Origin of the sequence: Phenylobacterium sp. LjRoot225, from assembly GCF_964252855.1 — a bacterium.
Lineage (GTDB): Bacteria > Pseudomonadota > Alphaproteobacteria > Caulobacterales > Caulobacteraceae > Phenylobacterium.
Map to the genome: position 1 here is coordinate 832,239 of NZ_CAXUPL020000001.1, position 19,645 is coordinate 851,883.

Annotated in this window: 22 protein-coding genes; 7 read left to right on the forward strand and 15 right to left on the reverse strand. The window is 70.7% G+C overall.

Going from position 1 to position 19,645, the window contains the following annotated elements; genetic code table 11:
* Positions 1-5 precede the first annotated feature (5 nt).
* The gene (locus ACSQ2B_RS04000; protein ID WP_436047544.1) at positions 6-755 is read left to right on the forward strand and encodes an NTP transferase domain-containing protein; all 750 of its coding nucleotides are present in this window, start codon (positions 6-8) and stop codon (positions 753-755) included.
* On the opposite strand, the gene ACSQ2B_RS04005 is transcribed toward ACSQ2B_RS04000, so the two are convergent.
* The 6 genes from ACSQ2B_RS04005 to ACSQ2B_RS04030 all read right to left on the reverse strand — a co-directional run bounded on the left by ACSQ2B_RS04005 (position 752) and on the right by ACSQ2B_RS04030 (position 6,345).
* Positions 752-1,498: a nucleotidyltransferase family protein gene (locus ACSQ2B_RS04005; protein ID WP_436047546.1), complete on the reverse strand. Its 747-nt coding sequence runs from the start codon at positions 1,496-1,498 to the stop codon at positions 752-754. The genes ACSQ2B_RS04000 and ACSQ2B_RS04005 overlap by 4 nt on opposite strands.
* Positions 1,495-2,652: a dATP pyrophosphohydrolase gene (locus tag ACSQ2B_RS04010; RefSeq protein ID WP_436047548.1), complete on the reverse strand. Its 1,158-nt coding sequence runs from the start codon at positions 2,650-2,652 to the stop codon at positions 1,495-1,497. Before ACSQ2B_RS04010 ends, ACSQ2B_RS04005 begins: the two co-directional genes overlap by 4 nt.
* Positions 2,652-3,710, reverse strand: coding sequence for an LptF/LptG family permease (locus tag ACSQ2B_RS04015; protein ID WP_436047550.1), 1,059 nt, complete (start codon positions 3,708-3,710; stop codon positions 2,652-2,654). Before ACSQ2B_RS04015 ends, ACSQ2B_RS04010 begins: the two co-directional genes overlap by 1 nt.
* On the reverse strand, positions 3,707-4,894 hold the full coding sequence (locus ACSQ2B_RS04020) for an LptF/LptG family permease (RefSeq protein WP_436047552.1): 1,188 nt from the start codon (positions 4,892-4,894) through the stop codon (positions 3,707-3,709). The genes ACSQ2B_RS04015 and ACSQ2B_RS04020 overlap by 4 nt, the downstream gene beginning before the upstream one ends.
* A gap of 16 nt (positions 4,895-4,910) precedes the next feature.
* A complete protein-coding gene (locus ACSQ2B_RS04025) occupies positions 4,911-5,348 on the reverse strand; it encodes an HIT family protein (protein ID WP_436047554.1) in 438 nt (145 codons plus the stop codon).
* A gap of 106 nt (positions 5,349-5,454) precedes the next feature.
* Positions 5,455-6,345, reverse strand: coding sequence for a metallophosphoesterase family protein (locus ACSQ2B_RS04030; protein ID WP_436047556.1), 891 nt, complete (start codon positions 6,343-6,345; stop codon positions 5,455-5,457).
* Between the two features lie 74 nt (positions 6,346-6,419).
* Between ACSQ2B_RS04030 and ACSQ2B_RS04035 the strand changes: the two genes are divergently transcribed.
* The 3 genes from ACSQ2B_RS04035 to ACSQ2B_RS04045 are packed head-to-tail and all read left to right on the forward strand — an operon-like array spanning position 6,420 to position 9,366.
* A complete protein-coding gene (locus ACSQ2B_RS04035) occupies positions 6,420-7,544 on the forward strand; it encodes a CDP-alcohol phosphatidyltransferase family protein (RefSeq protein ID WP_436047558.1) in 1,125 nt (374 codons plus the stop codon).
* Positions 7,541-8,455 carry a diacylglycerol/lipid kinase family protein gene (locus ACSQ2B_RS04040; RefSeq protein ID WP_436047559.1) on the forward strand — a complete coding sequence of 305 codons (915 nt, stop codon included), beginning with the start codon at positions 7,541-7,543 and terminating at the stop codon, positions 8,453-8,455. Before ACSQ2B_RS04035 ends, ACSQ2B_RS04040 begins: the two co-directional genes overlap by 4 nt.
* On the forward strand, positions 8,452-9,366 hold the full coding sequence (locus ACSQ2B_RS04045) for a hypothetical protein (protein WP_436047561.1): 915 nt from the start codon (positions 8,452-8,454) through the stop codon (positions 9,364-9,366). The genes ACSQ2B_RS04040 and ACSQ2B_RS04045 overlap by 4 nt, the downstream gene beginning before the upstream one ends.
* Before the next feature lie 10 nt (positions 9,367-9,376).
* On the opposite strand, the gene spt is transcribed toward ACSQ2B_RS04045, so the two are convergent.
* The 6 genes from spt to ACSQ2B_RS04075 form a co-directional block, all read right to left on the reverse strand.
* Positions 9,377-10,594: a serine palmitoyltransferase gene (gene spt, locus ACSQ2B_RS04050; RefSeq protein WP_436047563.1), complete on the reverse strand. Its 1,218-nt coding sequence runs from the start codon at positions 10,592-10,594 to the stop codon at positions 9,377-9,379.
* Between the two features lie 3 nt (positions 10,595-10,597).
* Positions 10,598-10,852 (reverse strand): acyl carrier protein, encoded by a 255-nt coding sequence (locus ACSQ2B_RS04055; RefSeq protein ID WP_436047565.1) that lies wholly within the window; start codon positions 10,850-10,852, stop codon positions 10,598-10,600.
* A gap of 91 nt (positions 10,853-10,943) precedes the next feature.
* The gene (locus tag ACSQ2B_RS04060; protein ID WP_436047567.1) at positions 10,944-11,876 is read right to left on the reverse strand and encodes an NAD-dependent epimerase/dehydratase family protein; all 933 of its coding nucleotides are present in this window, start codon (positions 11,874-11,876) and stop codon (positions 10,944-10,946) included.
* A 6-nt stretch (positions 11,877-11,882) separates the two neighbouring features.
* On the reverse strand, positions 11,883-13,586 hold the full coding sequence (locus ACSQ2B_RS04065) for a fatty acyl-AMP ligase (protein ID WP_436047569.1): 1,704 nt from the start codon (positions 13,584-13,586) through the stop codon (positions 11,883-11,885).
* Between the two features lie 30 nt (positions 13,587-13,616).
* On the reverse strand, positions 13,617-14,945 hold the full coding sequence (locus tag ACSQ2B_RS04070) for a lipopolysaccharide biosynthesis protein (RefSeq protein WP_436047571.1): 1,329 nt from the start codon (positions 14,943-14,945) through the stop codon (positions 13,617-13,619).
* Positions 14,942-16,006 (reverse strand): fatty acid desaturase family protein, encoded by a 1,065-nt coding sequence (locus ACSQ2B_RS04075; protein WP_436047573.1) that lies wholly within the window; start codon positions 16,004-16,006, stop codon positions 14,942-14,944. The genes ACSQ2B_RS04070 and ACSQ2B_RS04075 overlap by 4 nt, the downstream gene beginning before the upstream one ends.
* A 213-nt stretch (positions 16,007-16,219) precedes the next feature.
* Here ACSQ2B_RS04075 and ACSQ2B_RS04080 point away from each other — a divergent pair, with 213 nt between their 5' ends.
* A complete protein-coding gene (locus tag ACSQ2B_RS04080) occupies positions 16,220-16,957 on the forward strand; it encodes an EF-hand domain-containing protein (protein WP_436047574.1) in 738 nt (245 codons plus the stop codon).
* 41 nt (positions 16,958-16,998) lie between these two features.
* Here ACSQ2B_RS04080 and ACSQ2B_RS04085 read toward each other — a convergent pair whose 3' ends face one another.
* Genes ACSQ2B_RS04085 through ACSQ2B_RS04095 form a run of 3 tightly spaced genes read right to left on the reverse strand, consistent with a single transcriptional unit; the run spans position 16,999 to position 18,585 of the window.
* The gene (locus ACSQ2B_RS04085) at positions 16,999-17,172 is read right to left on the reverse strand and encodes a twin-arginine translocase TatA/TatE family subunit (protein WP_436047576.1); all 174 of its coding nucleotides are present in this window, start codon (positions 17,170-17,172) and stop codon (positions 16,999-17,001) included.
* 18 nt (positions 17,173-17,190) lie between these two features.
* Complete coding sequence (locus tag ACSQ2B_RS04090) at positions 17,191-17,634, reverse strand: response regulator (RefSeq protein ID WP_436047578.1); 444 nt, start codon at positions 17,632-17,634, stop codon at positions 17,191-17,193.
* Positions 17,635-17,667: 33 nt separating this feature from the next.
* A complete protein-coding gene (locus ACSQ2B_RS04095; protein WP_436047580.1) occupies positions 17,668-18,585 on the reverse strand; it encodes an intradiol ring-cleavage dioxygenase in 918 nt (305 codons plus the stop codon).
* A gap of 230 nt (positions 18,586-18,815) precedes the next feature.
* Here ACSQ2B_RS04095 and ACSQ2B_RS04100 point away from each other — a divergent pair, with 230 nt between their 5' ends.
* On the forward strand, positions 18,816-19,418 hold the full coding sequence (locus ACSQ2B_RS04100) for a lytic transglycosylase domain-containing protein (RefSeq protein ID WP_436047582.1): 603 nt from the start codon (positions 18,816-18,818) through the stop codon (positions 19,416-19,418).
* Positions 19,415-19,645, forward strand: coding sequence for a TrbC/VirB2 family protein (locus tag ACSQ2B_RS04105; protein WP_436047584.1), 231 nt, complete (start codon positions 19,415-19,417; stop codon positions 19,643-19,645). The genes ACSQ2B_RS04100 and ACSQ2B_RS04105 overlap by 4 nt, the downstream gene beginning before the upstream one ends.

Genomic DNA, 19,645 nt, shown 5'->3' on the forward strand with positions numbered 1-19,645 from the left:
ACTGTTTGGACCTTTCCGAACGAGCGATCATCCTCAGCGCCGGCCAGGGAAGTCGGCTGGGGCCGCTGACCGAGCGTAGGCCGAAGTGCCTGATCGACCTGTCCGGCCGCACCATGCTGGCTTGGCAACTGCAGCGGCTGGAGGCCGCCGGCGTCAAGGAGGCAGTGGTGGTGACCGGCTTCGGCGCCAATCTGGTCGACGCCGAAATCGCCCATCGGCCGGCGGGCCCGATGAAGGTCCGCACCCTGTTCAATCCCTTCTACGCCCTCGCCGACAACCTCGCCTCGTGCTGGCTGGCGCGGCGCGAGTTCAACCAGCCGGTGCTGCTGCTGAACGGCGACACCCTGTTCGAGACAGCGGTCGCCGAGCGCCTGATCGGCGCGCCGCCCGCCGAGATCACCCTGGCGATCGATCGCAAGCCGACCTACGATTCCGACGACATGAAGGTCCAGACCGACGGCTCGCGGCTCTGCGCCATCGGCAAGTCGATCGAGACCTACGACGCCGAGTCGATCGGCTTCCTGCGCTTCTCGATGGCCGGCGCCGCGCGGTTCGCCCAGGCCATCGACGAGGCGATGCGCCGCCCCGAGGGGCTCAAGCGTTGGTACCTGAGCGTGATCGATCACCTGGCGCACACGACCCAGGCTGTCGCCGTGCAGTCGATCGAAGGCCTCGAATGGGGCGAGACCGACTTCCCCGAGGACGTCGCCTTCAACGTCGCCCTGGCGGCGCGCTGGATGGCGAAAGAAGCCTAGGTCTCGACGAGCCTGCGCACCAGGTCGAGGTCGGCGGGCTTGTCCACGTCGACCGCGGCCAGGCCGAAGGGGCTCGGGACCGCAGCGACCTCGGCGCCGCACAGCCGGCTCAGCCGCTGCAGGGCTTCGACCAGGGTCAGCCGGCCCGCGAGATAGCGCAGCAGGGTCACGGGTCCCAGCTTGCGGATGATCCGCCAGGGCCGCTTGCGGTCAGCCTCGATGCTGCGCCAGAGCTGGATGGCGGCCAGGCCGCGCGCGCTGCGCACCAGGAACAGGTTGCAGCCGGACCATTCGCCGTCGGCGAAGGTCAGATAGGTGCGCTTCGTCCCCGGCGCGGCCGCCTCCACCACCCCGCGGCGGGCCAGCAGCACGCAGACATCGGCCGCCGGCGCATCGGCGAGGAAGCGGGTGATCCACTCGGACTCCAGGAGAGCGTGGTCGGAGGTGGTGAGCAAGACCGGCGTTCCCAGCGCCTCCACCCCGCGCAAGGCGCTGAGGCTCGGCCCCGTCTCGGCCGGCAGGACCTCGGCCCCCAGCCGCGCCGCCAGCGCGGCCACCTCGAGGTTCGAGGCGGAGACGGCGATCCGTCCGATCCCGGCGGCGGACACGGCTGCGACCACCCGCTCGAGCAGCGGCCGACCGGCGAGCGGAATGAGCCCCTTGTGGGAGACGCCCGCATAGTCGGCGACCGGATCGCGCCCCGGGCGCGCGCCGGCTAGCACGAGCGCCCGATCAACCGTCATCCCAGGGTCTTCTCGTAGATCCGGTAGGTCTTGTAGATGCTGGAACCCGCCGCCTCCAGGATGCTGCGCATGGGCAGGTTGTCGTCGAGGATCCAGGAGAGCTCGACGGTCTGGTAGCCGAGCGCCCGGGCCTGGGCCCGGGCGGCGTCGATCAGCAGGAACGGCAGCAGCTGGCCGCGCCGCATGCGGCTGAACTTGCGGCGCACCCCCATCAGCGGGACCCGCGCGGTCTTCAGGCGCTGGACCTTCAGCCGCCACAGGAGCTTGGCCCAGCCGAACGGCAGCAGCTTGCCCTTCAGGTCGCGGATCGCCTCGTTGACGTTCGGCAGGATGACGATGAACCCGGCCACCTCGCCGTCGATCTCGGCGTACCAGGCCAGCCTGGGGTCCACGACCATCTTCAGCGACTTGGCGAGCTGGGCCGTCTCGGCCTCGGTGGTGGGGGTGAAGCCCCAGTTGTGCGACCAGGCGTCGTTGAGGATGTCGGTCAGGAGCCGGACCTCCTCATCGTAGCGCTTCATGTCCAGCATCCGCAGACGCACGCCCGCAGGCGGCCCGCGATCGACCATCTTGCGGACCATCGGCGGCAGGTCGTCGCTCAGGCGGCTGGCGTAGGCGTGGACGTCCTTGATCTGGCGGTAGCCCAAGGCCTCGACGTGAGCCGCGACATAGGGCGGATCGTGCCCCATCATCACCATCGGCGGGGTGTCGAAGCCATCGACCAGCAGGCCGACCTCCTCGTTGATCGAGAGGTTGAACGGCCCCAGGGCGCGCACGCAGCCGCGGCTCGTCAGCCAGGCCTCGGCTGTGGCGAAGAGAGCTGCGAACACCGTCGGATCATCTTCCGCGGCGATCAGGCCGAAATGGCCGGCCCGCGGACCGCCGTCCGAGGGCGCCAGATGATCGATCTGGGCGCTGATCCGGCCGACGTCGCGGCCGTCGCGCACCGCCAGCCAGAGCTGCACCTCCGCATGGGCGAAGAAGGGATTGGTCTTGGGCGTGAGCGCCTCGCGCCGCTCCATCATCAGGGGCGCGATATAGTTCGGGTCGGCTGCGTTGAGCCGCATGGGCAGGCGGACGAAGCGGTCGAGCTCGGCCGCCGAGGCGACCGGCGCGATGCGCAGCTCGCCCGTGTCCTGGATCCGGCCGTGCATCATCCCTCCTGGAACAGCAGTGCGCTGGCGCCGAGGGAGGCGAAGATCGCCGGCGCCGCCCACGCGGCGAGCAGGGCGGGCACCGTTCCGGACTCGCCGAGCGCCGTAAAGACGCCGTCGATAACCAGGAACAGCAGGCCCGCGGCCAGGCAGAGGACGACGGTCCGCGCCCCGCCGCTGCGGAAGTTGACGAGCAGGACCGGCCCGGTCAGCAACAGCATGACGAAGGCGGCGAACGGCGCCGACCAGGCGCGCTGGACAGCGGTTTCATAGAAGGCCGGAGGCCGGGTCGAGACCCCGCCCCTCAGCGCCCGTCGCGCCGATCCCGGCGCGAGCGATTCCTCGCCGGTGAAGATCGCGCGGACGTCCTGGGGTTGCGGCCCCGGCCGCCAGACGATCTCCTGCGCCGCGCCGCGCTGGACGCCGCCCGGCCCGAGCGTCTCGAAGCTGGGCGCGGCTAGGCGCCAGCCATCGCCCTGATAGATGGCCATGTCGGCGCGCAGGCGCTCGACCAGCCGCCCGGCGGTGTCCCGCCGATAGATCTTCACGCCGGTGAGCCGCCGCCCGGAGGGCGCGCCCATGGTCGCGGTGACGATGTCCTCGCCCACGCGGAAGCTCCGCGGGTCTTGCGGCGCCTGCTGGGACTTGGGCGCGGTGCGGCTCCACCAGGCGTCGAGCGCCTGGTCGGCGCGCGGCGTCAGCCACTGGACGCTGACCAGATGCAGCAGGGCCACCGCCAGGGCGGCCGGCGCCATCATCCCTAGCAGCTGGTAGGTCGAGACGCCGGTCGAACGCAGCGCCACCACGGCGTTCTGGCGCGCCAGCTCGGCGAAGGCGAACAGGCATCCGGCCAGCACGCTCAGCGGCGCCACCTGCTGGACCAGGGTCGGCAGGCGCAGGAAGGCGTAATAGAGCACCCCGCCCACCCCGAGCCTGCGCTCGAGGATGTCGGTCGTGACGTCCAGAAGGTCCAGGATCTGGAGGATCGACACCAGCACGAGCAGGGAGGCCAGCACGCGGAATCCGACGATCCGCAGCAGATGCTTGGGCAGGGTCACGCGGCGGCCTTCGCGTCTCGACGGGGGTTAGGAATCCGACGGAACAATTCGCCGACGCGCTCCGCGAACAGGCCGATCGGCGTCTCGCCGGGCCGCTTGCGGCTGGTCACGAACATCAGGATGCAGATCGCCGCGAAGCCGCCGAACGGCAGCAGGATGGCCGGCGCGGCGTCCGCCCGGCCGCTCGCCGCCAGGCTCTGGCCCAGCTGCAGCATGTGCTGGAAGGCGATCAGCAGAAGGCCGGCGATGATGACGCCCGGCGCGCGCCCGCCGCGCTTGGTGGACAGCCCCAACGGAAGCGCCAGCAGCGGCAGCAGCGGCAGGGCGAAGGACCGCGCGAGCCGGGCGTAGAGCTCCGCCAGCAGCTCCTGGCGCGGGATCAACGGATTCGGCCGCCTCGCCTGCCGCACCAGTTCTCCGAGCGTGAGCTCCCGGGCGTCGCGACCGCGGCCGCGCAGCAGTTTTTCGGCGCTGGTCAGGGGCAGGTCGAGGCCGAAGCTGCGGAAGCTGAGCACCCGCGCGGCCCCGCTTGCCGCGGTGCTGAACTGCTGTCCGTCGCGCAACTCGAGCCGCACGCTCGCGCCATCCGCCTTGCGCACCAACTGGCCGCTGCTGGCGGTCGTCACCTCCTCGCGGCCGTCCGCCAGTGTCCGGCGGATGAACACCCGGCCGAGGCTCTCGCCGGTCTCGTCGACGGTGTCGGCGGTCATGGTCAGGTTGGCGTCCGGCGCGAAGAAGCTCTGGGGCTCGGCCTGACCGCTCCAGCCGGCGGTCTGTGCGGCGTGCATGACCGCGCGATAGGCGTAGCGGCTGTAGGGCTGAAGGACGCCGAACAGGACCAGGCTCACCACCATCAGCACGGTGGCGAGCGCCATATAGGGCGCGACGATGCGCGTCAGGGACACCCCGCTGGCCAGGAGGGCGTCGATCTCCGATCCCTCGTTCAGCCGGGTGATGACGACGAACAGGGCGATGAAGAAGCCGGCGGGCAGCGTCAGGCCCAGGTAGTGCGGCACCAGGTTGGCGGCGAGCTGGACGACGAAGCCGAACCGGCCGCTGCTCTCCGACAGGGCGTCGAGCAGCCGCAACACCCGCTCCAGCAGGAGGGCGACCAGGGTCACGCCCAGCGCCCCGCCCAGCGGGCCAAGCGTCATCTTCAGAATATAGCGATCCAGGAGCTTCACGTGCGGCGGGCCCGGCTCAACCGGCGGGCCAAAGCGCGCGCAGGCGTGCGGTCAGCGCCTCCAGCGCGGCGGGCGCAAGCTCCACCGCAGGGCTGAGCTGCGGCGCGGCGGGCCAGCCACGGTCCGGGAAGGCCTGCCCCTCGAAACTGCGCTCGCCCTCGTAGCGGGGCAGGACATGGAAGTGCACGTCGCGATCGACCATCATCAGCATCAGATAGTTGATCCTCGCGTAGCCTACGAGGGCGGAGAGCGTGTGCTCCACGCCCCGCGTGACCACGGCCAGGTCTGCGAAGGCCTCGGGCGTCAGCTCCGAGAAGGCCAGGACCGGCTCCTTGCAGACCAGCACCAGCGCCCCCAATGTCGGCTGGCTGGGACGGACCAGCACCAGCCAGCTCGCCGTTTCGGCGACGAGGCTGTGGGGATAGCCGAACTTCTGGGCCGTGGGATTTGTCATGAAACCATCTCGGCGGCCGAACCGGCCGCGGCCGCGACATTAGGAAGTCAGTCCAGCCGATGAAAGTAGGAACACGCCTGCCGTTGGCAGCCGGCCTCGGCATGCGCTATCCCCCGCCGGCCGGCGCCAGCTGGTAGCGCCCGAGCTCCGTCATCTCGCCGTCGGGACCAAGCCCGCGGGCGACCAGGCGCACCCGCCAGCCCGCGGCGGCCGGATCGACCTCGATCGAATGCCAGCGCGCGGCGTCGCCATGGCCGCCGGCCCCTGACGCCGGCGGGACGCCCAGGACCGGGATCGGCGCCACAGGGCCCGGCAGGGTCGCCAGCGTCGCCTGGTGAGCGTGGCCGTGCAGCACCAGCTCGGCGCCTTCGGCCCGCAGGATGGCGGCGAGCTCCGGCGCCTGGCGCAGCGACTTGCGCCGGGAGACCGCGCCGGCGGCCGGCGGATGGTGCAACAGGACGACGCGGAACAGCCCCGCCTCGCCCAGTTCCCGCAGGATCCCGGGCAGGCGCGCCAGCTGGACAGGGTCGAGCACGCCCTGGGCGAGATGCGGCGCGGTGGGCGCCGCCGAGCAGAGGTTGATCAGGGCCGCCAGGCCGCGCCGGCGCACATGGGGAAAGGCGATCGCCGCCTCGTCGCCCAGCCAGGGCCCCCATTCGGCGAATCGCTCATGACCGCCGGGGCCGGCCAGGGCGTCATGGTTGCCGGGGCTGACGGTCACCTGGTCGGCCGGCGCCAGGGCCTCCAGCCAGCGGCGCGCGCCGGAGAATTCGTCGCGTGTCGCAAAGTTGGTGAGATCGCCGGTGATAGCTATGTGGTCGGGTTCCTGCGCCTGTAGGTCGGCGACCAGGGCGGCCAGGACCTCGGCGCTGTGCCGCCTGCGCTTGCGTCGCCAGGCGAAGCGGCTCAGCCACCGTTTGGGCTCCAGCTCGATCCCACGCCGCGGCGGCGGCGTTAGGTGCAGGTCGGAGATGTGCGCGAGGCGGAAGACGGGCAACCGAAAGCTCTCTGGCAGGGGCACGGCGCCTTGGTTATCAACTCGGGCGAATTTGCATAAGGGGCGGCAGGGACTTGGAGCGAGAGACTGGGCTGGAATGGGGCGTGACTCTGGCGCCCGGCGAGGGGCGAATCTGGGGCATGACCGGCGAGGAACGGCTGCAGCGGATGTTCCGCCGCGTGGGCCTGCGCCCCGGCGTGCGCGAATCGCTCGGAGCTGAAGCCGGCGGCGTGGTCCTGGTCCGCGCCGACTGGGTGTACGACCAGAGCCTGATCGCCGCCCTGGCCAAGCGCCGCGGCGCCCTGCTGATCGGTCCCGAAGGCCAGCCGCTGGCCGCCCACGTCGACGCCGCCGCGGCGGTCGAGGTCGCCGCGGCGCTGGAGGGCGGCGGCGATTCGTCCGCGCTCGCCGGTCTGGAACGGCTGGATCCTGCTGCGCTGGCCTACAACGAGGCGCTGCGGAAACGCGAGTCGCCGGTGCTGGAGCCGCTCAGTCCGGAGCGGGTGCGCGCCGTGGAGGCCCGTCTCTTCAAGGGCTCCTACAAGGGCGTCACCGACCTCGTCACCAAACACCTCTGGCCGCTGCCGGCGCGGATCGTCACCCGCTGGTGCGCCGTGGCCGGGATCACGCCGAACCAGGTGACCTTCGCCGGGCTTCTGCTGGTGATCGCCGCCTTCGTGCTGTTCTGGCGCGGCCAGTTCGCCGCCGGCCTGCTCTGCGGCTGGATCATGACCTTCCTCGACACCGTCGACGGCAAGCTGGCGCGCGTGACCCTGACGTCGTCGAAGTGGGGCAACGTCTTCGACCACGGCATCGACCTGATCCATCCGCCCTTCTGGTGGTGGGCCTGGTGGGCAGGCGTGCAGATGGGTCCGCATCCCCTGCCCTACGCCGACGAGATGCTGGCGGTGGTGCTGGTCGGCTACGTCGCCCAGCGGATCGTCGAGGGCATCTTCATGCGCCGCTTCGGCATCCACGTACACGCCTGGCGGCCGTTCGACAGCTGGTTCCGGCAGATCACCGCGCGGCGCAATCCGAACCTGATCCTGCTGACCGGAGCGGCGCTGCTGGGCCGCCCGGACGTGGGCTTCGCAGCCGTCGCGCTCTGGACCGCCATCTCCTTCGTCGTGCACGTGGTGCAGCTCGTCCAGGGCTTCGCCGCGCCGCGGGGCGGCGTCGTCTCCTGGCTGTCGCGGTGAGCCGGGTCGGCGTCATCCATAACATCCGGAGTCGGCGCAATCGCGGCGCCGAGCCGGCGCCGCCGCCCGCCGGCGTGCTGATGGCGACGCCGAACAGCCACGACGAGCTCGACGCGGCCCTGGCGCATTTCGCCGCCGAGGAGGTCGACCTCCTGGTGGTGGACGGCGGCGACGGCACTGTGCGCGACGTGATGACCCAGGCCCCGGACCATTTTCCCGACCGGACGCCGACGATGGCGGTTCTCCCGTCCGGCAAGACCAACGCCCTGGCGTTCGATCTGGGCGCGCCCCGGGAATGGACGCTGGAGGCGCTGCTGGAGAGCGCAGCGCGCGGCCGGACCGACAGGCGACGGCAGCTGGAAGTGTTTCGCGCCGGCGCGGAGGCGCCGCTCGCCCGCGGCTTCATCTTCGGCGCCGGCGCCTTCGTCCGCGCCACCCAGCTCGCCCAGCGCGCCCACCGGCTGGGCGCCTTCGAAAGCGTGGCGGTCGCCCTGACGCTCGCCGCCGCCGCGCTGCGGACCCTGTTGGGCGGCCCGCGCAGCGGCTGGCGTTCGGGCGAGCCGATGCGGCTGAGCTTCGAGAGCGAACCCCTGCACGACGGCCAGATCCTGCTGCTGCTGGTCTCGACGTTGGAACGCCTGCCGCTTGGGGTTCACCCCTTCGGCGCGCACGTCCCCGACGGCCTGCGCACCCTGACGGTCGAGGCCCCGCCGAAGCAGCTGCTGCGCGCCCTGCCGCCGCTGCTGGCCGGCAAGGAGCCGTCCTGGCTGGAAGCCGCGGGCTATCACCGGCGCGCCGTGGAGCGGATCGATGTCGCCGCGGAGGGCGGCTTCGTCCTGGACGGAGAAACCTATCCCGGCGGCGAATACAGCCTGCGCGTCGGCGATGCGGTCGAGTTCGTGGTCCCATGAGCCGGCAGTTGCAGGCCTTCGTCGATCGCCAGCTGGCCGCGCCCTGCCCGCCGGAGGCTCGCGCCTTCGCCGAGATGCTCGCGCGGGAGGCCGGAGCCTGCGCGGCGCTCTTCTACGGCTCCGTCCTGCGCACCGGCGATCTCGACGGCGTTCTCGACTTCTACCTGCTCACCGAGGATCGCCCCGCGAAGGGCTGGCGAGGATGGGCAGGCAGGCGGCTCTGGCCCGACGTCTCGTTCCGCCAGGCCGAGGTCGCCGGTCGAATGCTGCAGGCCAAGGTGGCGACCATGCCGCTTTCGACCTTCGCGGCGGCGGCGGCGGACGGCTTTCTCGACACCACCATCTGGACCCGCTTCGTGCAGCCCTCGGCGCTGGTGGTCGCGGCCGATCCAGCCACAGCCGGGACGGTCGGCGACGCGATCGCCGCGGCCTGCGAAACGGCCGCGCGATACGCCGCAGCCGTCGGGCCGGCGGACGGACGCGCCGAGGACTATTGGCAGGCGCTGTTCCGCCGCACCTACGCCGCGGAGCTGCGCGTGGAGAAGCCCGGCCGCGAGCGTGAGATCATCGGCTTCGATCCGCAACGCTACGGCGACCTGCTGCCGCTCGCCTGGGCGAGCGGCGGGGTGGCGTTCACCGAGTCGGATGGCGTCCTGCGCCCGCGCCTGGCGGCGGCGGAAGCCCGCCGTCTGAGCACGGCCTGGCGGCGGCGCGAGGCGTTCGGCCGGCCGCTGAACGTCGCGCGGCTGGTCAAGGCGGCCTTCACCTTCGAAGGCGCGGCCCGCTATGCGGCGTGGAAGATCGAACGCCACACCGGCGTGGTCGTCCCGCTGACGCCCTGGCGCGAGCGCCACCCGATCCTGGCCGCGCCGGGCGCGGCGTGGCGGATCTGGCGCGCGCGCCGGCGCTAAGCCCTCGGGGTCAGCCGGAAGCCCGCTGACCCTCGACCGGCAGGACGCCGAGTTCGCGGCCCACCCATTCGAAGATGTCGAGCACCTGGTCGATCTGCTCCGGCGTATGGGCGGCGCTGATGCTGGTGCGCAGCAGCGGCCGATTGTTCGGCGTGGCCGGCGGCAGGGCGAGGTTGAGATAGACCCCGCCCGCCAGCAGGGCGTTCCACATGCCCAGAGCGGTCGGCAGGTCGGGCATGACCACGGCGACGATCGGGCTGGGCTTCGGGCCGGTCGTGAAGCCCAGGGCGTTGAGGCCGCGGAACAGCCGCTCGGCGTTGGCCTGCAGCTTCGGACGCAGGGTCCGGTCCGCCTCGGCCAGTTCCAGCGCCTTCAGGGTCGAGGCGACGATGCCCGGCGGCAGCGAGGCGGTGAACATGTAGGGCCGGGTGACCACGCGCAGGATGTCGAAGTCCTCGGCGTTGGAGACGCAGAAGCCGCCGATCGCGCCCAGGCTCTTGGAGAAGGTGCCGACCACGAAGTCGACGTCGTCCTCGACGCCCTCCGCCTCGGCCAGACCGCGTCCGTGCTCGCCAAGGACGCCCATGGAGTGGGCCTCGTCGACCAGCAGGTAGGCGTCCGTCTGGCGCTTGACGTCGACGATCTCCTTGAGCGGGGCCGCGTCGCCCATCATCGAGTAGATGCCCTCGACGACGATCAGGCGGTCGCCGGGCGCGCCCTCGAGCCGGCGCAGACGCTTGTAGAGGTCTTCCGGATCATTGTGCCGGAAGCGGATCACCTCGGCGTGGCCCAGGCGGGCCCCGTCGTAGATGCTCGCATGGCTGTCGGCGTCCAGGATCAGGTGGTCGCCACGCCCGACCAGGGCCGACAACACGCCCAGGTTCGCCTGGTAGCCGGTGGTGAAGACCATCGCATGCTTGCGGCCATAGAAGCGGGCGAGCGCCTGCTCCATGGCCACGTGGGCGCCGAAGCTGCCGTTGGCGATCCGCGAGCCGGTCGTCCCGGTGCCCCAACGGCGCACCGCATCGACCGAAGCCTCGATACACTCGGGGTCGAAGGTCAGGCCGAGGTAGTTGTTGGTGCCGAGCAGGATGACCCGTTGGCCGTTCAGTTCAGCCTCTGTCGGCGACAGAACGGCGTCGAACTTGACGTTGAACGGGTCCGCGCCGTGTTCCAGAATCCCGGAATAGGCGCGAATTTGCGGCAGATGCTTGTCTAGTAGTCCCAAGGTTCAGACCTTCGTCCGGAGTTCGTCGATCAGTGCGGCCAACTGGCCGACTGTCTGGATATCGGCCATCCGATCCAGGGGAATCGAGAGGTCGAATTTGTCCTCCAGCTCCATGACGATGTTCATCAGCGCCAGCGAGTCGACGGAGAGATCGCGGGCGATATCGGTTTCTACGGTTACGGCAACCGGCTTTCCGAGGACTTCTTCCGCCGCCCGACCAATTTCGCGGACGGTCAGATCCACGACAAGTTCGGCCATGTCACCCCCGATTCAGCGCCCCTGGGCCACAGCTAATCATGCTTCGCCCGGATTGCCATAGTTCTGTGATCCAATCGCAAGAAAAGGTTCACTAAAGAAGTCGCCCTACGGAGCGCCACGAATCGACCGTATGGACGAAACCGGCGGCTAGGTCGAATCCGGCGGCCGGCGCCTCGGTCCAGCGCTCCTCCGGACGCAGGCTCCAGTCGAGATGGCGCATCTCCCTCGCCTTCCCCGGGCCGACGATCGGATTCTGCCCGCCGAGACGCTGAACGGCGCCTAGAAAACCCGCAAAATCCAGCGCCGCCGACGGGAGGCGAATCAGTCTCGGCGATCGTCCGACCGCGGTCGAAGCCGCCGCGGCGATCTCGCGCCAGCCGTAGCCTTCGGGGCGCGCGTCCGACAAGGCGACCAAGGGTCGCTCGAACGTGCGACCGGCCGCCGCGGCGATCTGACGTGCGGCGTCATCGACATGGATCATGGCGATCCGGGCACGCGGATCGAACACCGGGGTGAACGGCAGCCGCCGGGCCGCCTCGAAGACGGCCAGGGTCTCGACATCGCCCGGTCCGTAGATCGCCGGCGGCCGAACCACCGTCAGGCGCGCGCCGAGGACCTCGGCCGCCGCATCCTCTCCGGCCCGCTTGCTGGCCGCATAGTCCGAGAGCTGCGGCTCGCGGGCCGCCAGGCTGGAGACCAGGACCATGCGCGCCGTGCCCGCGCGCTGCGCCGCCTGGGCGGCGCGACGCGCACCCTCGACGTTCACGGCGGTAAAATCTGCAGGGTTGCGCGTCTTGATCAGCCCGGCTGCGTGCACCAGCACTTCGGCCCCCCGGCAGAGCCTGTGCAGGGCGTCCGCATCAGAGAGGCCGCCGATGACGATTTCGGGTTCGACGCCGGCCGGCGCGGCCAGCACCGCGTCGCGACGCACCAGGACGCGGACCGCCCAGCCTTCGGCGGCCAGGGCCGCGACCAGCTGACGCCCGAGGAAGCCTGTGGCGCCGGTGACCGCGGCCAGGCGCATGGCGGCTCAGCTTTCCACGAGGTCGAAAGCTCCGCCTTCGTAGAGCGTGCGGGCCTTCGACCGGCTGAGCTTGCCCGAAGAGGTCTGCGGCAGAGCGCGCGGCCCCACCAGCTGGACCAGGGCGTCGACGCCATGCCGCGCCCGCATCAGGGCGGCGACATCCTCACGGATCCGATTGCGGATGGCGGCATCGCTGCTCCGGCACTGCACGAGCAGGACGACCTGCTCGGCGTCCTCCCCGAGCGAAATGGCCGCCACGTCGCCGCTGCGCAGGCCCTCCACCCCGGACTCCGCCGTCCACTCCAGGTCCTGCGGCCAGACGTTGCGGCCGTTCAGCAGGATCAGATCCTTCGACCGTCCGGTGGGGGTGATCTCGCCATCCGCCAGGTAGCCGAGGTCGCCGGTGTTCAGCCAGCCGTCCGCCGAGAGCACCGCGGCGGTCGCCTGCGGCTCGCGGAAATATTCGCGCATCAGGCTGGGGCCGCGGACGAAGATCCGGCCCACCTGCCGCTCCGGCAGGGCCGTCCCGGCCTCGCTGCGGACCTCGATCTCGTGCCCAGGCAGGATCGGACCGCAGCGGACGAAGCTGCGCCGGCGCGTCGACGCCTCGCCCGACGCCACCCGGCCGTCGCGCTCCATGAGGTCGACATCCACCGTGTCGGTCCGCAGGCCCTGCCCGAGCGGCGCCATGGTGAGCGCCAGGGTGGCCTCGGCCATGCCGTAGCTGGCGACGAAGGCCGTGCGACGAAAACCCGCGCCCGCGAAGCGCTCGGCGAAGCCTTCAAGCGGCCCGGGCCGCACCATGTCGCCGCCGACCCCGGCGATTCGCCAGCTGGAGAGGTCGACCTCGCTGGCCGCATCGGCGCGCCGGGCGCAAAGGTCGTAGCCGAAGGTCGGGCTGTAGGAGATCGTCCCGCCGTGGCGGGCGATGATGTCGAGCCACAGCAGCGGCCGGCGCACGAAGGCCGCGGTCGGCAGCAGGTCGACGGTCATCTGGCTGGCGATCGGGCTCAGCAGGAAGCCGATCAGCCCCATGTCGTGATAGAGCGGCAGCCAGGAGACGGCGCGGTCCGCGGCCCTCACCTGCAGGCCGTCACGGGTGATCGCCACCGCATTGGCCATCAGCGCCCGGTGCGACACCACCACGCCGGTGGGCGAGCGGGTGCTGCCGGACGAGAACTGCAGGTAGGAGGTGGCCTCGGGCGTGATCTGCGGCAGGGCCTGCCCCTCGGCCGCGGGCAGGTCCGCCAGCCGCAGGGTCCGGGCGACGCTCGCCGCCGCGGCCGCCTCGGCGACCCAGCTCTCGAACTCAGGCGGGGCGACGACGGCGTTGGCCGCCGCGGCCGACAGCATGCGCGCGATCTGGGCGATATAGGCCTCGCGACCCCCGAGCGGGGTCGGCAGCGGCATCGGGACCGGGGCCAGGCCTGCGTACTGGCAGGCGAAGAAGGCGCGCACGAAGTCGGCCGTGGTGTCGGCGAGCAGCCCGACACGGTCGCCCGCCGCCAGGCCGGCGGCCAGCAGGCCGCGGGCGATCTCCTGCGCCTGGGCGCGCAGCTCGCTGTAAGGCAGGGCGAGCACCAGCTTGCCGCGCAGATCGTGGAAGTTGAGTCCCGTCTCGCCGCTCGCGGCGTAGTCGAGAGCCTCCGTCAAAGTCGCGAAGTCAGCGCATCTGAGCGCGCGGTGCGGGGCTGTAGGGGTAACGTTCACGCGCCTGTTTCACCGGCTGTCGGACAATGATCAAGCCGCTTTCTGCGGACGGCTGCGTAGGAGCAATCCCAGCATGCCGAGCGCAATGGCTACGGAGGCGGCCACCAGGGCCGCGCCGGCGGCCTCCAGGCCGAAGCGCCCCACCAGCCAGGGCAGCGCCGCCGCATAGGCGACTGCGACCACGACCCGCACCCGCACCGTGGCGCCCGCATGGCCCAGCGAGATCACCATCGGCTCCAGCGGCAGGCTGACCAGATTGACCACGGCTGCGGCCACCTGCCACGTCATGATGCCGGCGGCGGCGGCGAAGCCTGCGCCCATCACCAGCCGCAGCAAGGGCGCGCCGGCGAAGCTCGAGATCACCAGCAGCAGCAGGCCCACGCCGCTGGCGGCCAGGGTGATGCGGCCCGTCAGCCGCCACATGGTCTTTTCACGCTTCTCCGCCCGCAGCCGGACCAGCTCGGGATAGAGGGCGGGGATCAACAGCCGCACCGGCTTGGCGATGGCGTCGGCCACCTGACGGCCGATACGCCAAAGGGCCGCGTCGGCGGGGCCCAGCAGGCCGCCCACCATCAGCGTCACCAGATGGGTGAAAGCCACCCCCAGGGTGGCGTTGAGGTTGGTCGCCCAGGCGAACCGCCAGACGCCGGGCGCCTCGATGCGCGCCGATCCGCGCCAGCTGAAGCCTTGCAGCAGCCCGCGACGCCCCAGCTCCCGCCAGGCGGCCAGGGCCAGCAGCACAAAGCCCGCGACCGTGCCCAGCGCCCAGACCACCAGGAAGAAGCCGAGGTCGGCGTGCAGGACGTAGCCCAGAGCGCAGCCGACCAGGCGGACCAATGAGGTCACCGCGGCCTGTCCCGCCAGCACGTCGAACCGGTCGAGCAGCCGGAGCACGCCGAGCGGGGCTGCGGCAGTGATGAACATCACCGAGAGCGCATAGGCCGCCGCCATCGGCGCCTGGGCGGCGCCCCAGCCCAGCTTGGATCCGAACGCCAGCGCCGCGACGACGCCGATGGCGATGCCGATCAGGCCGCTGACCAGATCCAGCAGCACGGTGAAGCGGACCACCCGTTGCAGCTCGTCCGTCCGGCCCTCGGCGAGCGGCTCGGCCCCGTACTGCAGCACCGTCTGCCAGGATTGGAACTTGACCACGTCGCCCAGCAGCTGGGCGAAGGCGTGGATCATCACCAGCACGCCCAGCCCGGCGACGCCGAGCGCCCGGGCGGCGACGGCGGTGTAGGCCAGGCTGAGAACCGCGTTCACCGCCCGCCCGCCGAGCAGCTTGCTGGCGTTGGCGAGAATGCGTCGAAAGATCACGCCGGCGCTGGCCTGCGGCCGCGCCTCGGCGGCCAGGTTCACGCCCGCCCCTCAGGACCGCCGGCGTAGGCCGACGACCGGGCGATCAAGGCGCGCAGCGGCGCGAACAGGCTGCGATGCTGGGGGCGATGGTAGGCGGAGGTCTCGGGGAGCGCCTGGACGAGCCGTCGATGCGCCTCCGCGAGGCCATGATAGGGAACGCCCGGCAGCAGATGGTGCAGCGCGTGATAGCGCAGCCCGACCGGCGCCCAGAGCAGCGGCAGCCAGCCCGGCGGCGGCACATTGACGGAATCGAGGAACTGGTCGGTGACGCTCATCGGCTTGCCGTCGCTGGTCCAGCTATGCGCCACCAGGGTGCGGAGCTGGTTGACCACGGCCATCAGCGCCATGATCGCGACCCCGGTCAGCACGACGCGCGCCGCGAGACCGCCCCAGGCCACGAGTCCGATCAGCGCCCAACTCCACAGCCAGCAGGCGATCTCCTGCGCGCGCCAGGCCGGCCGCCGCGCCGCCGCGACGTCCTGGCGCCGGAACGCCGGGTTGATGCTCATCGCCGAGAACCGCCCGATCACGGCCGAGCGAAGGCTGGGGATCACGAAGGACAGCGGGGCCAGGACCGCAAAGCGCAGGAAGGCGCCGAGCGGGGCCAGCGCCGCCGTGGCCAGGAAGCCCGCCAGGACGATCGGCCGTCGGCGCGACAGCGGCAGGTACTCCGGATCCTCCGGCGTGCCGTAGAGCTGCCGCAGATGATGCAGGTTGTGCACGCCCTCGTAGAGCAGCGACGGGGCCAGGAAGGGAACGCCGATCAGGACGTTCCAGCCCGCCCGGAAGCCGGGCGTCTGGTCCGACCGCAGATGGGTCAGTTCGTGGATGAAGCTGACGCCGCGATAGAGGGCGAGCGCGCAAACGACGCCGCCCGCCCAGGCCAGCGGCCCGTGCGCGAGAACCGCCAGGGCGAATCCTGAATAGAGAACCGCCGCCGTCAGCAGCAGGTCGGTCCAATAGATCCTGGCGTTCGGACGCGTCAGATCCGCGGTGAGCCGCTGAGCCTCGGCCACCAGCTCCACCGCTCGCGGCAGCTCCTCCTGCGTCTTCGCCCCCACGCGTCCACCACCCGCCCGCAACTGCCGTCGGCCGTATCTAATGCTCAGACCGCTTCGGTCCAAGCGGCGCAACGCTCCGCCTGCGGAATTCCAGGCCGCCCCCTCAAAGTCACACCGGGCGAACTCGCACACTTGTTGCAACGGAGGACGCGCTCCCACGGCGAACCGGAGGCGCTGTGAGGGAGCGAACGCAACCACCTAAGAGGTGATATCGTGAATATCTCAACGACTTCCGGGGCTTACGGGGGAGGTCAGGCGGAACGCCTGCTAGCCTCCCTGCTCCAGCAGACCAGCAAGACTGGGCAAAACTCGCCGAGCGGCGACGCCGGCTCGGCATCCGGCGCCGCTTCAGCGAACGGTCCTCCGCCCGGACCGCCTCCCGGCCCCCCGCCCGGCGGCGGCGCGCGCAGCTTCGCCTCGAACACCCTGGCGAGCCTGCTCTCGGTCCAGGAGGAGTCCAGTTCCTCGAATATCGCCGACAAGCTGATCGAGGAGGGCGACACCGACGGAGACGGATCGCTGAGCCTGGAAGAAATCCAGAAGTCGATGGGCGTCGACAGCTCGGACGAGCTTTCGGCCGCCGTCTCCAAGCTGGATGCCGACGGCGACGGCAAGCTCTCGAGCGCCGAGCTCTCGGCGGGCCTGGAGGCGAAGCACGCCGAACGCGCCGGACGTGGCGGTCGCGCGCACGCGGCGCCCTCGTCCGACGACGTCGCGGCCAGGCTGATCAGCGACACCGACAGCGATGGCGACGGCTCGCTCAGCCTCGACGAGGTGAACTCGATCCTGAAGACCGACAGGTCCAGCTCGAGCAGCTCGACCGAAGCCTTCGGGACGCTGGATTCCGACGGCGACGGCAAGCTGAGCGCCAGCGAGCTTTCGACGGCGCTCAGCGCCTTCAAGGCTGCGCAAGGGAAGTCCAGCGCCTCACAATCCACCGTGAGCGCCTAAGGTCGGCGGCGGCCGGCGTCCCACAGACGTCGGCCGCCAGATCAGCCCTCGGCGGCCGGCGGCTCGACGGGCGGATCCTCCTTGAGGCCATTGCGAAAGTCGCGAACGCCTTGCGCGACGTCGCCCATCATGCCCGAGAGGCGGCCGCCGCCGCCCAACAGCAGCGACGCCACGCCGATCGCGATGAGGATGTGCCAGATGCTGAAGGCGCCCATGTTGATGTCCTTGATGATTTAACGCGCGTCGGGGGAACGCCGCGCGCGACGGTGATGGAGGGTGGACAGGGCCGCACGCACGGCCTCGACCATGCCCTCTGGGGAATAGGGTCTTGAGAGGAAGCCGACGCCAGGCCGCGCGGCCGTGGCGTCGGCCGAGGTCGCCACGACCGTGAGCCAAGGCGCCTGACGCACCAGCAGCCGGACCAGTTCGGCCCCGGTGATCCGCCCCGGCAGGTCGAGGTCGGCGATCACGACGACGATATCGTCCCGATGGGCGAGGATCTCGCTGGCCGCGTCGGTCGAGCTGGCCTCCAGCGCGTAGTAGCCTTCGCGGACCAGGAGCTCCCGCATGGCCTGGCGCCCGGCCGAATCGGCTTCGACCAGAAGTACGGCGGCCGCCTCGCCGCCCGGCGAAGCGGCCCTGTTCTGACCGCGGCCAGTTGAGCCGCCAGCGCTCATTGAAAACGCTCCGCGGCCCGCCGCACGCGTCGATTAGACGGCGACACCGACAGTGACTGTGCCGGTGTAGCCCGCCGAGACGCTGCCGCTGAGGGTTGGGGTCATGGCTGCGATCTGGGCTGCGGTGTTGTCCCCGAACACATTGTCGCTGGCGATGGTGATCTGGGAGAGGTTCGAGATGCTCGCCGTATAGCCGGTCGCCGAGTTGTAGACCGTGGAGCAGGCCGCCGACGGCAAGGCGAACTGCGAGGTGAGCTTGGCGTTGGTCTGGGCCGTCGCCACGGCGAGGCTCGGGTAGACCTCGAAGTGGATATGCGGCCAGCGGCCCGAGTAACAGCCCGGGAAGATGGTCGTGAAGGTGAGTTCGCCGTTCGAGTCGGTGACCTGCACGCCGCGCAGGTAGTTCTCGTTCTGTATGCCGCTGGAATAGAGGGAGTAGTTTCCGTCGCGGGTGCAGTGCCAGATGTAGACGGCGTAGCCCGACAGCGCAGCGCAGCCGGAATTCACGTTCACCACCTTGATGGTCAGGGTCAGCGGCACGCCAGGCGCTGTCGTGGTGCTGGTTCCGAAGCTGGAGCGGATGTCGCTGCGGACGATTCCGCTCAGGGCCAGCACGTTGACGATGCTGCCGTTGACCGAATTGGAGCCGTCGCCCGGATAAGGGCCGTTCGTCTCGGTCGGGTCGGCGACGCAGCTGCTGCTCGACGTCGTGGTCGTGGTGGTGGTCGTGTTGCCGCTCGTGGTCGTCGTATTACTGGTGTCGGTGGTGGTGGTGGTTGTGGTCGAGCCGTCGTCGGATCCGCCGCCGCCGCAGGCCGCAACCAGGGCCGTCGCGCCGCCAGCGGCGAACAGGCCAAGCAGCCGGCGGCGCTGCATCATGCGGTTCGCGATCAGCTGCAGGTCCTGCTGCAGGCCGCCGTCCTGATGATCCGGTGTCTTGGGGTCGTGCATCGTTTTCCTGTCTCCCGGCCGCGCAGGCGGCTCCGCGGCGCACCCCTGCCTGGGCGGCCCTAGGGACAGAAAAGGGGAGACATTGGCTATAAATAGGGCTTCAACGTATTGGCTTCGTATCGATAAGCATCCGCTGATAATGGGCCGATACAAAGCGGCCTGACTGTCTCCACAATCATCCGATTTCCTGCCCCTTGTCGCGCCGCTTCTGGTGTATCGGGGAGAAGGACTTGGGAAAGGCGGAGGATCATCAGAATGCCTCGCGCATCGGCTGCGCGGCGACTGTCGCCTTCGTCGTCCTTGCCGGCCCCACGGCGCTGCACGCCCAAGTGCTGGAGATCGACGACAACGGCGTCGCCGCACGCGTCGGGCCTGGCTGGCCCTCCTCCCGTGCACCTGGCCCGGCGGCCTCCACGCTCCGATCTTCCGCGACGCTCCGCGGCCAGATCGAGGCGGCGGCGGCCGCAACGGAGCTCGATCCCGATTTCCTCGAAGCGGTGGCCCGCACCGAATCCGGGCTGAACCCAAACGCCCGCTCGCCGGCCGGCGCCATCGGCGTGATGCAGCTGATGCCGAAGACCGCGGCGGAGCTGGGCGTCGATCCGCACGACCCCGCCCAGAACATCCTCGGCGGCGCCCGCTACCTGCGGGCGCAACTCGACCGCTTCGACGGCGCCATCGACCTGGCGCTCGCCGCCTATAACGCCGGCCCCGGCCGCGTGGTCCGCTACGGCGGCGTGCCCCCCTTCACGGAAACCCAGGCCTATGTCGGCCGCAATCTCGCTCGCCTGGCGCAGGTCGCCGAGGCCGAGCCGAAAGGTGAACTGCCATGACCGATCCCGCGGGCTCCGGCCCGATTCTCGCCGCCCTGGGCTGGGTGCAGGGCACCCTGCTCGGCCACGTCGCCACCTCCGTCGCGGTGATCGCCGTCGCCATGATCGGCTTCATGATGCTGACCGGCCGGATCAACTGGCGGATGGGCGCGACCGTCGTGCTCGGATGCTTCGTCCTGTTCGGCGCGACCACCATCGTCGCCGGCATTCAGGCGGCGGCGGGCTGA